The organism is Pseudomonas sp. 1928-m, assembly GCF_029269135.1.
Lineage (GTDB): Bacteria > Pseudomonadota > Gammaproteobacteria > Pseudomonadales > Pseudomonadaceae > Aquipseudomonas.
Map to the genome: position 1 here is coordinate 62,698 of NZ_JARIXO010000002.1, position 10,822 is coordinate 73,519.

The 10,822-nt window shown below is 59.9% G+C and carries 12 protein-coding genes; 6 read left to right on the top strand and 6 right to left on the bottom strand.

The window, feature by feature from the left end; translation table 11 throughout:
- Positions 1–170: 170 nt before the first annotated feature.
- The 6 genes from P3C18_RS09775 (at position 171) to P3C18_RS09800 (ending at position 5,769) form a co-directional block, all read left to right on the top strand.
- On the top strand, positions 171–584 hold the full coding sequence (locus tag P3C18_RS09775; RefSeq protein WP_275961673.1) for a phage infection protein: 414 nt from the start codon (positions 171–173) through the stop codon (positions 582–584).
- 119 nt (positions 585–703) lie between these two features.
- Positions 704–1,720 (top strand): class I SAM-dependent methyltransferase, encoded by a 1,017-nt coding sequence (locus tag P3C18_RS09780; protein WP_275961674.1) that lies wholly within the window; start codon positions 704–706, stop codon positions 1,718–1,720.
- Positions 1,721–1,821: 101 nt separating this feature from the next.
- Positions 1,822–4,827: a DUF748 domain-containing protein gene (locus P3C18_RS09785; protein ID WP_275961675.1), complete on the top strand. Its 3,006-nt coding sequence runs from the start codon at positions 1,822–1,824 to the stop codon at positions 4,825–4,827.
- 12 nt (positions 4,828–4,839) lie between these two features.
- Positions 4,840–5,136 (top strand): DUF2845 domain-containing protein, encoded by a 297-nt coding sequence (locus P3C18_RS09790; protein ID WP_275961676.1) that lies wholly within the window; start codon positions 4,840–4,842, stop codon positions 5,134–5,136.
- Between the two features lie 3 nt (positions 5,137–5,139).
- Entirely contained in the window at positions 5,140–5,439 is a 300-nt protein-coding gene (locus P3C18_RS09795) for a DUF2845 domain-containing protein (protein WP_275961677.1), read from the top strand.
- Between the two features lie 39 nt (positions 5,440–5,478).
- Positions 5,479–5,769: a DUF2845 domain-containing protein gene (locus P3C18_RS09800; RefSeq protein WP_275961678.1), complete on the top strand. Its 291-nt coding sequence runs from the start codon at positions 5,479–5,481 to the stop codon at positions 5,767–5,769.
- A 63-nt stretch (positions 5,770–5,832) separates the two neighbouring features.
- Here P3C18_RS09800 and P3C18_RS09805 read toward each other — a convergent pair whose 3' ends face one another.
- The 6 genes from P3C18_RS09805 to rbfA all read right to left on the bottom strand — a co-directional run bounded on the left by P3C18_RS09805 (position 5,833) and on the right by rbfA (position 10,814).
- On the bottom strand, positions 5,833–6,030 hold the full coding sequence (locus P3C18_RS09805; protein ID WP_257777519.1) for a CsbD family protein: 198 nt from the start codon (positions 6,028–6,030) through the stop codon (positions 5,833–5,835).
- A gap of 64 nt (positions 6,031–6,094) precedes the next feature.
- The gene (locus P3C18_RS09810; protein WP_275961679.1) at positions 6,095–6,463 is read right to left on the bottom strand and encodes a BON domain-containing protein; all 369 of its coding nucleotides are present in this window, start codon (positions 6,461–6,463) and stop codon (positions 6,095–6,097) included.
- A gap of 286 nt (positions 6,464–6,749) precedes the next feature.
- Positions 6,750–8,855: a polyribonucleotide nucleotidyltransferase gene (pnp, locus tag P3C18_RS09815; protein ID WP_275961680.1), complete on the bottom strand. Its 2,106-nt coding sequence runs from the start codon at positions 8,853–8,855 to the stop codon at positions 6,750–6,752.
- A gap of 212 nt (positions 8,856–9,067) precedes the next feature.
- Positions 9,068–9,337 (bottom strand): 30S ribosomal protein S15, encoded by a 270-nt coding sequence (gene rpsO / locus P3C18_RS09820; protein ID WP_275961681.1) that lies wholly within the window; start codon positions 9,335–9,337, stop codon positions 9,068–9,070.
- Between the two features lie 150 nt (positions 9,338–9,487).
- Complete coding sequence (truB, locus tag P3C18_RS09825; RefSeq protein WP_275961682.1) at positions 9,488–10,405, bottom strand: tRNA pseudouridine(55) synthase TruB; 918 nt, start codon at positions 10,403–10,405, stop codon at positions 9,488–9,490.
- A gap of 4 nt (positions 10,406–10,409) precedes the next feature.
- Positions 10,410–10,814, bottom strand: coding sequence for a 30S ribosome-binding factor RbfA (rbfA, locus tag P3C18_RS09830; RefSeq protein WP_275961683.1), 405 nt, complete (start codon positions 10,812–10,814; stop codon positions 10,410–10,412).
- Between the last annotated feature and the right edge of the window lie 8 nt (positions 10,815–10,822).

Here is a 10,822-nt window from a genome sequence, read left to right on the forward strand (position 1 = left end):
GCTCAGTTATAGCGACAAAAAAGCCGGCCCCATCAATCAGGGAGCCGGCTTTTTTATTTACCATCGACAGCAATGATGATTGCTATTGACCACCTGCGTTTCTCAAGAGTCGGGCTGCGGCGCAACATTAGCCCCGTAGCCACTTACCCCACTCTTCCGAGGACACCCAGATGAACAAGTACCTGATCGCTTCCCTGCTTGCCGCCAGCCTGACCAGCAATGTTTTCGCCGCAGACGGCGCAGAACGCACCCTGAGCAACCGCATCGCCGCTGATGGTTTTGACCGTACCAGCATCAACCGCATCGCCGAAGATGGTGCAGATCGCACCGGCGGTAACCGCGTAGCCGCTGACGGTGCTGATCGCACTGGCGCTAACCGTATCGCAGCCGACGGCTTTGACCGTACCAGCATCAAGCGTATCGCCGAAGATGGTGCTGATCGTACTGGTGGCAACCGCGTCGCTGCTGATGGCGCTGACCGCACTGGCGGTAACCGTATCGCAGCCGACGGCTTTGACCGTACCAGCATCAACCGTATCGCCGAAGATGGTGCTGACCGTACCGGCATCAACCGCGTCGTCTGACCGAATAACACTCGCAAATTAAAGGGCACCTTAGGGTGCCCTTGCTGTTTTTGCCGAGCCTGCGTCCCGGCAGGTGAATCTTGATAAACTGCGCGCCCTCCTTTTTCGAGTCGCCGCGCATGCACTCTCTCGATCAGGCGCTGCGCGCCGCACTGGATAACCGTCACGACCTGCTGGCCGAGCTACATCAGCAAGGCACCGACTGTTATCGCCTGTTTCATGGCAGCCAAGAAGGCGCCGGCGGCCTGACCGTCGACCGCTACGGCCCGCAACTGCTGGTACAGAGCTTCCACCAGAGCCTGAGCCGTGATGAGCTGCTGCAACTGGCCGAGCAGTGCCAGACCAGCCTCGGCACACAACTGCTGCTGGTGTACAACGACCGCTCCCAGGGCAACTCGCGGATCGAGCGCACTGATGCGGTCTACCAGGCCGAGCCGGCGGCGCTGGAAGACCTGATCGGCCATGAATGGGGCCTCAACTACCGCGTGCGCGGCCGCCATGCTGGGCAAGACCCGTTGCTGTTTCTCGACCTGCGCAACGCCCGCGGCTGGGTCAAAGCGCACAGTGCAGGCAAGTCGGTGCTTAACCTGTTCGCCTACACCTGCGGCGTCGGTTTGAGTGCGGCCGCTGGCGGAGCCAGCGAAGTCGTCAATCTGGACTTTGCCGAAGGCAATCTGGCGGTCGGTCGTGAGAATGGCGCGCTCAATCCGCAGCTGCAACCCATGCAGTTTGTCCAGTCGGACTACTTCCCGGCGATTCGCCAGCTGGCAGGTCTGCCAATCAATGCGCGGCGCGGGCAGAAGCTGCCGCACTATCCGCGCCTTGAGCAACGTCAGTTCGATCTGGTGCTGCTCGATCCACCCGCCTGGGCCAAGAGCGCTTTCGGCACCGTCGATCTGCTGCGCGATTACCAGAGCCTGCTCAAGCCAGCGATCCTCGCCACCGCCGATGATGGTGTACTGATCTGCTGCAACAACCTGGCAAAAGTCGCCATGGCCGATTGGCGCGAACAGGTGTTGCGCTGCGCGGAAAAACTCGGCCGTCCGGTACGCGATTGGCAGGTGCTGCCACCGGCCAGCGACTTCCCCTCGCAGGATGGTCAACCGCCGCTGAAGACCCTGATCCTGCAGTTCTGACGCTCCGCCAGCGTGAAGAAAATCCCCGCGTAGAGCCTCTGCGGAACTGCGCACGCGTGCCATACTCCAAGGCACTTCTCGTCGGGATAGATGACGTTTTTATGCTTAAAGGAATAAAGCGCGCTGCCAGCGCCATTGTTATCGCCGTTGCCCTCTACAGCCTGCTGGGTTTTCTGATTCTGCCCGGTATCGGCCTGCGCATCGCCAACCAGCAGCTTGCGCAATACGCCGAAGTACCCGCCACGCTGCAGCGCCTGCAACTCAACCCGTTCAGCCTGGAGCTCAGCCTCTGGGGTCTGCAGATTGGCGAAGCCGACCAGCAGCAGATCGCCTTCGAACGCCTGTATGCCAACCTGCAACTCGACAGCCTGTGGAGCGGCGTGTTGCACCTGGCCGATATCGAGCTGGACAAGCCGCACAGCGAAGTACTGTTCGGCAAAGACGGTCGGCTTAACCTGACCCAGCTGTTCAAAGTGCCGCCCAGCCCGCAACCTGCGGCCGAAGAACCGGCCGGCGAGCCGTTCCCGCTGCGCATCGCGCGGATCAAGCTGAGCGGCGGCAACGTGCACTTTCAAGACCTGCGCCCCAGCGAGCCAATCGAGTTTATCTACGACGACCTCAACTTCGAGCTGTTCAATCTCAGCACCCTGCCCGACGACAATGCCGACATGAGCCTGGTCGCCACCGGCCCCCAGGGCGGGCGCATCGACTGGACCGGGCGCATCAGCCTGGTACCGATCAGCTCCAGCGGCAGCCTGAAAGTCACCGACGGCAAGCTGAAAGGCGTGTGGCCCTATGTACGCGATGCGCTGCCGCTGGTTCTGGAGGACGGCACCGTCAACCTCAGCAGCGACTACAGCCTGAACCTGGCCAAAGGCACCGAACTGCTGCTGAGCAACACCCAGCTCAGCGTCAGCAGCTTTGCCATCAAGAGCCCGGCGGACAAACCGCTGTTGCGCCTGGAAAGCCTGGATATCAGCGAAACCAGCGTGGACCTGGCCAAGCAACAGGTCATCGTTGGCAAGATTCGGAGTCAGAAGCTGGAAACCTGGGCCGCGCGTGAGGCCGATGGCCAACTCGACTGGCAAAAACTGCTGGCCAGCCAACCTGCTAAACCAGCTCCAGCTCCAGCTCCAGCTCCAGCTCCAAATGAGGGTGGCGCAGGCTCGGCAGCAACAGAACCCGAGCCGCTAAAAGAGCCAAGCGAACCGACCACCGCAGAGCAATCCGCCGACCTGGAAACCGCCACTGCAGGCCAACCGCAAGAGCCCAGCAAACCCTGGCAGGTAATCCTGCGTGACGTGCAATTGCGCGACTATCAGGTGCATCTGGCCGACCGCGCCGGCGGCGCGGAAGTCAAAATCGATCTGGCACCACTCAACCTCGATCTGAGCAACTTCGACAGCCTGGGCACCTCGCCGTTTGCCCTCAAGCTCGACACTGGGGTGAACAAGAGCGGGCAGATCAAGGCCGACGGCCAGGTGCAACTGACCCCGACCACGGCCAAGCTGCAGGTTGCCACCCGCGATATCGACCTGCGTCTGGCGCAGACCTACCTGAGCCCCTTCGTGCGTCTTGAGCTGCGCAGCGGCAAACTCGGCAGCGACCTAGCGGTTGACCTGCAGAGCGTCGAACCGCTGGCCTTCAGCATTGGTGGGCAAGCCGAGATCAACCAACTGCACACCCTCGACACGCTCAAGGACCGCGACTTCCTCAAGTGGCAACAGGTCGTGGTTGAAGGGCTCGATTACCAGCACGGCAAGGGTCTGGCGATTGGCCAGGTCAAACTGCAACAGCCTTACGTGCGCTTTATCATCAACGAAGACCTGACCACCAATATCAACGACCTGCTGGTGCCCCAAGCGGCCGGCGCCACCCCAGCCAAAGCACCGGCCGAGAAGCCGCTGCCGATCCGCATCGGCGGCATCAGTATCAAGGACGGTTCGGCCAACTTTGCCGACTTCAGCCTGCGCCCCAACTTCGCCACCGCGATTGGCCAGCTCAATGGGCAAATCGGCACCCTGGATAACCAGAGCCCGAAAGCTGCCAGCGTTGATATCAAGGGCAAGGTCGACAAGTACGCGCCGGTCAGTATCAAGGGCAAGCTCACCCCGTTCGACCCGATGAACAGCCTGGATATCGCCACCAGCTTCAAGAACGTCGAGCTGACCACCCTCACGCCTTACTCCGGCAAGTTCGCCGGCTTCCGTATCCGCAAGGGCCGGCTCAACCTCGACCTGCACTACCAGATCGAGAAGGGCAACCTCAACGCCGAAAACAAATTGCTGCTCGAAGACCTGCAGCTGGGCGAAAAAGTCGACAGCAAGGACGCTATGGACCTGCCGATTCGCCTGGCCGTGGCCCTGCTCAAGGACACCAAAGGCAATATCGAGATCCAGCTGCCGGTGCAGGGCAACCTCAACAGCCCAGAATTCAGCGTGATGCCGATTGTCTGGCAGACCCTGCGCAACCTGGTACTGCGCGCAGCGCAAGCACCGTTCAAGTTTATCGGCGGCCTGGTCAGCGGTGGCAGCAATGTCGACCTCAGCACCGTGCGCTTCACTGCCGGCGAAATCGAACTCGACGCCGACGCGCAGAAAGCCCTGGATACCCTGGCCAGCGCCCTGAAGGAGCGCCCGACCCTGCGCCTGGAAATCGAAGGCATGAGCGCGCAGAGCAGCGACGGCCCGCCACTGGCGGCGGCACGCCTGGAGCGCGAATACCAGAACACCTGGTACAAGATGCTGCAACGCCGTGGCGATGATGTGCCCGCCGAGGCCAATGAACTGGTGGTGGATGAAGACGACAAAGCGGTGCTGCTCGAAGGCATCTACCGCACCCGCCTCAAGCAACAACCGCCGGCCGAATGGGCCGGACTGAAAGACGACGAACGCAGCGCGAAGATGCGTGAAGCCGTGCTGCAGTCCTGGGCGCAGAGCGAACTGCTGCAGCGTCAGCTGGCCCAGGCACGGGCGGCAGAAATAAAAAGCTATTTGGTCGAGCGCGGCGGCCTGGCCGACGAACGTATTTACCTGCTGGATGTCAACATTGCACAGGCTGACGCCGATGGCCGCGTCGCCACCACCCTGCACCTCGGCAGCGAGTAAGGTCTTCGTCATATGCGCGCTTTAGCTACCACGCTGCTCCTTGCCCTGGCGGGCGCATCGTATCTGGCTCAGGCTGAGACCTTGCGCTGCGGCAGCCAACTGGTAAGCCTGGATGACCGGCGCTTCGAGGTGCTGCAGAAATGTGGTGAGCCGGCCTTCCGCGACCTGGTCGGCTACTCCCTCGGGCCAAACGAACGCCGCGAATATCAGATCGAGGAATGGGTCTACGGCCCCGATAACGGCATGCTCAGCATTCTCACCTTCGAGGGCACGCGCCTGCGCGCCATCGAACGCCGTCGTAGCCGCTAACTAATGAAAGCCCTGATTAGCGCCCTGCTAATACTGGTGCCCGTCTGGGCACAGGCCTCATCAACGCTGCGCTGCGACAGCGGGCTGGTCAGCCTTGATGACACCACCAGCGAGGTCAACAGAAAATGCGGCGAACCACTGAGCCGTGACTTTCTCGGCTACCGCGAAGTACTGGATCAATACGGTTTCTACAATGAAGTCGCGGTCGAAGAGTGGTCCTACGGGCCGCGCAACGGCATGTACCAATTTCTGCGTTTCCAAGGCAACCGATTGATCAAGATCGACAGCAAACGCCGTAACTAGCAACACCCGACACTCCCCCAACCATAAGGACATTGCAGCATGCAACGGATAGCACTCAGCCTCACCCTGTTACTTCTGGCAACCAGCGCCCAGGCCAGTACCCTGCGCTGCGAGAAGGGCATCGCCAGCACTGGCGACCGCACTACAGAGGTCGCCAGCAAATGCGGCGAACCGATTGCCCGCGATATGCTCGGCTACACCCTGGATGCCCACGGCAATAACGAGTTTCTCGTCGAGGAGTGGGTCTATGGTCCGCGTAACGGCATGAACTACTACCTGCGATTCGAAGGCGGCCGACTGAAGAGCGTGGAAAGTAAACGCGGCAGCTAAGCCCTGCCGACCAGCCACTAAAAAGCCCCGCTGGTTATGCCAGCGGGGCTTTTTTACGCCTGATTACAGCTTGCTGCTGAAATCACGCAGCTCGTCCTGAGCCTTTTCCTTGGTCCAGCCGTAGCGTTCTTGCAGCTTGCCGGCCAGGTACTCGCTATGGCCTTCGGCGACATCCAGGTCGTCATCGGTCAGGTTGCCCCAACGCTCCTTGATGCGGCCATTGATTTGCTTCCACTTGCCTTTAATGATGTCAGCATTCATCTGATTATCCTCGTCGTTGAGTGGTTGCCAGGCGAAGTCAGCTCGCCCGGCTCACGTCCTTGGGTTACTCGGCAGTTTTCAGTGCTTCGGCGGAGACAGCGCTCACGCCTTTGATCTCGCCAGCCTTGGCGATGGCCAGATCACGTTCGGCGGAGCTGGCAACAACCCCGGAGAGCGTGACAACGCCCTGGTTGGTTTCGACCTTGATATCGATACCGCTCAAGCTGCTGTCGGCCAGGAAGGTCGACTTCACTTTGCTGGTAATCCAGGTATCGCTTACCGCGTCTTCTGCTTTATCCATGGTTTCACTGGCGGCCAGCAGGGTTGGCTGCACCGTCGGGGTGCCTGCAGCTAGAACCGGCCCGGCGAGCAACAGGCCCAGCGCGGTGGCGGTCATGGCGGTTACGGCGAAATGCTTGATTGGCTTTTTCATAAATAATGCCTCCTGCGTGTACTGAACAATCTGCAGCCTCTACGAGCTGCAGCCTCCCCAGTACCATCGCAAGCGCTATGCCAACTCACATAAAGTATTTTTACTGATAAATATCAATAACTTATAAAAATTCAAAGACAGCCTCCGTCGTGCAATCTGCATGTTGGGGCCCACTGCACAAGGCATATTGCACGACACCTGCGGCACTGCAGAGCGTTCGGTTTTTCGCAGGCAAAAAAAGAGGGCCCCGAAGGGCCCTCTGTTCTGCGCGTAAGCAATCCGGCGATTAAACGCCCGATGCCTTGGCAGCAGCTACATCCTTGATCGACAGCTTGATACGGCCGCGGTTGTCCACGTCCAGTACCAGAACTTCAACTTCCTGACCTTCTTTCAGAATGTCAGTCACTTTCTCAACGCGAGCGTCGCTCAGCATGGAGATGTGCACCAGACCGTCTTTGCCCGGCAGGATGTTAACGAAGGCACCGAAGTCGACGATGCGCTCAACCTTACCGACGTAGATCTTGCCGATCTCGGCTTCCGCGGTGATGCCCAGAACGCGCTGACGCGCCGCCTCGGCCGCTTCCTTGGTTTCGCCGAAGATCTTGATCGAACCGTCGTCTTCGATATCTATCGACGCTTTGGTTTCTTCGCAGATCGCGCGGATGGTTGCACCACCTTTGCCGATCACGTCACGAATCTTGTCCTGGTCGATCTTCATCGCGATCATGGTCGGCGCGTTAGCCGACAGCTCGGTACGCGACTGCGCGATCACCTGGTTCATCTGACCGAGAATGTTCAGGCGTGCTTCCAGAGCCTGATTCAGGGCGATTTCCATGATCTCTTCGGTGATGCCCTGGATCTTGATGTCCATCTGCAGCGCGGTAACGCCATTGGCAGTACCGGCTACTTTGAAGTCCATGTCGCCCAGGTGATCTTCGTCGCCGAGGATGTCGGTCAGCACGGCGAATTTCTCGCCTTCCTTAACCAGACCCATGGCGATACCGGCAACCGGGGCCTTCATCGGCACACCGGCGTCCATCAGGGCTAGGGAAGCACCGCAAACGGAAGCCATCGAGGACGAACCGTTGGACTCGGTGATTTCCGAGACCACACGAATGGTGTACGGGAACACGTCGGCAGCTGGCAGCATGGCGGCAATAGAACGACGGGCCAGACGGCCGTGACCGATTTCGCGGCGGCCAGTGGCGCCCATACGACCACACTCACCGACCGAGTACGGCGGGAAGTTGTAGTGCAGCATAAAGGGGTCTTTACGCTCGCCTTCGAGGGTGTCGAGCAGCTGTGCGTCACGCGCGGTGCCGAGGGTAGCGACTACCAGCGCCTGGGTTTCGCCACGGGTGAACAGCGCCGAACCGTGAGTCTTGTCCAGTACACCGACTTCGATGTTCAGACCACGCACAGTGCGGGTGTCACGGCCGTCGATACGCGGCTTGCCGTTAACGATGTTCTCGCGCACGGTGCGATATTCGATTTCGCCGAAAGCGTCTTTGACTTCGCCAGCAGACGGCTGGCCTTCTTCACCGGAGAGCTTGGCAACGATTTCATTGCGCAGCTCGCCCAGACGGGCATAACGCTCGTGCTTGACGGTGATGGTGTACGCCTGGGAGATCGCCTCGCCGAATTCGCTACGGATAGCGCTCAGCAGTGCAGTGTTCTCAGGCTTAGCGGACCAATCCCAGGTCGGCTTGGCAGCTTCAGCGGCCAGCTCGGTAACAGCCTGGATCACGGCCTGGAATTCGTCGTGGGCGAACAGTACGGCGCCCAGCATCTGGTCTTCGGTCAGCTCTTTGGCTTCCGATTCAACCATCAGCACGGCGTCTTTGGTGCCGGCTACGACCATGTCCAGGCTGGAAGCCTTGAGCTGCTCGTAGGTTGGGTTCAGCAGGTAGCCGGTTTCCGGATGGAAGGCTACGCGCGCGGCACCAATCGGGCCGTTGAACGGAATGCCGGAGATGGCCAGCGCAGCCGAAGTACCGATCATCGCAGCGATGTCCGGATCAGTCTTCTTGCTGGTGGAAACCACGGTGCAGATAACCTGCACTTCGTTCTGGAAACCTTCCGGGAACAGCGGACGGATCGGACGGTCGATCAGGCGCGAGGTCAGGGTTTCTTTTTCGGAAGGACGGGCTTCACGCTTGAAGAAACCGCCAGGGATCTTGCCGGCTGCGTAGGTTTTTTCCTGGTAGTGCACGGACAGCGGGAAAAAGCCTTTGCTTGGGTCGGCAGTCTTGGCGCCGGTTACGGCGACCAGTACGGCAACGTCGTCGTCAACGGTGACCAGCACTGCGCCGGAGGCTTGACGGGCGATACGGCCAGTCTCGAGGGTAACGGTCGATTGACCGAACTGGAACTTCTTAATTACCGGGTTCACGGTGTTTTCCTTCTCTTTGTTGCCCTTGGGGAAAGCGTTTCTTGCAACCGTTCTATCACTGCAACGTGAACAAACGGGTCTTGCAGAATGTGTGGGCGGTTACGGGAATCGGACCCGCTATCGTCCAAAACAGCTAAAGCAGAAAAGCAAAAGCTGGAAGCAGGGGCAAACCCCACTTCCAGCTTCGGCAGTCAGCTACGCGTAAGCATTGCTTAGCGACGCAGACCCAGGCGACCGATCAGGGCGCTGTAACGACTAACATCTTTACCCTTCAGGTAATCCAGCAGCTTACGACGCTGGTTAACCATACGGATCAGGCCACGACGCGAGTGGTGGTCTTTACCGTTGGCCTTGAAGTGGCCTTGCAGCTTGTTGATGTTGGCGGACAGCAGTGCAACTTGCACTTCCGGGCTACCGGTGTCGCCAGCAGCTTGCTGGTAGTCAGTTACGATCTGGGCTTTTTCTTCAACGCTGAGTGCCATGGGGCAATCCTCTCAGTTAGGCAACTGCCGAAACAGTCGCAATAGGCCGGGAATCGCTTCCCGTGTTTTTAAGTGAGGTATGACCGCGCCTATTAACAGCCACCCTCGATACACGCAGACCAGAGCCAAAACCCCCTGCCTGCGCTACGGTCATGCCGACCGAATCAATCGACGCGGCGCTATGCGCCCGTCTTCGCTCACTTCACCGATACCGATAAAGCGACCATTGTGATCTTGCACCCGTACCATGCCGAACTTCGGCGCTTCCGGGGCGCGTACCGGCTGCCCTTGCAGCCAGTAAAACGAACTGTGCTCGGAGAACTGCAGCAGCGGCCAGTGTTGCAAGCCGCTATCGACCGGTTGCAGGAACTGGTCAACCGCTTCGTTGCCACCTTCGCCATGCACCCGCTCCAGCTCTTCGAGCGTTACCGTGCGGCTCAAGTCGAAGGGGCCGGCTTTGGTTCTGCGCAGCTCTGCAACGTGTGCCCCACAGCCCAGCAGGTGGCCGATGTCTTCGACCAAAGTGCGGATATAGGTGCCTTTGCTGCAATCGACCGCCAGGCGCGCTTGCTCCGCCTCGCAGCCCAGTAATTCCAGGCGCGCAATAGTAACAGAACGCGGCTCGCGCTCCACTACTTCACCGGCACGGGCCAGCTTGTAAAGTGGCTGACCGTCGCGCTTGAGCGCCGAGTACATCGGCGGTATCTGGCTGATTTCACCACGAAAACCGGGCAGAACCGCTTCGATATCGGCGCGACCAACGGTCACCGGGCGGCGTTCCAGCACTTCACCTTCGGCATCGGCAGTGGTGGTGGTGACGCCCAGTTGCATCAGGGTTTCGTAGCCTTTGTCAGCATCCAGCAGGTACTGGGAGAACTTGGTCGCCTCGCCAAAGCACAGCGGCAGTACGCCAGTGGCCAGGGGATCAAGGCTGCCGGTGTGCCCGGCCTTCTCGGCATTCAGCAACCAGCGCACCTTCTGCAAGGCGGCGTTGGAGCTAAAGCCCTTGGGCTTATCCAGCAGGATGATGCCATCGACGGCACGACGAATACGTTTGACCTGGGCCACGCGCTTACTCCTTGGCCTCGGGTTCATCACCGTGCTGACGGTCTTCGCTGACTGCACGTTCGATCAAGGCCGACAGCTGCGCACCGCGAATCACGCTTTCGTCGTAATGGAAACGCAGGTTCGGCACGCTGCGCAGCTTCATCGCCTTGCCCAACTGCATACGCAGGAAGCCGCTGGCATCGTTGAGCACCTTGATGCTCTGCACGACGGGATCAACACCCTCTTCCGGCTCGCCACCCATGATAGTGACGAACACCTTGGCATGGCTGGAGTCGCGGCTGACTTCCACCGCCGTGATGGTCACCAGGCCGCCAAGACGCGGGTCTTTGATTTCCAGGCGGATCAACTGCGCCAGTTCGCGCTGTATCTGGTCGCCGATGCGCTGGGCCCGGCTAAATTCTTTGGCCATTTCTACTA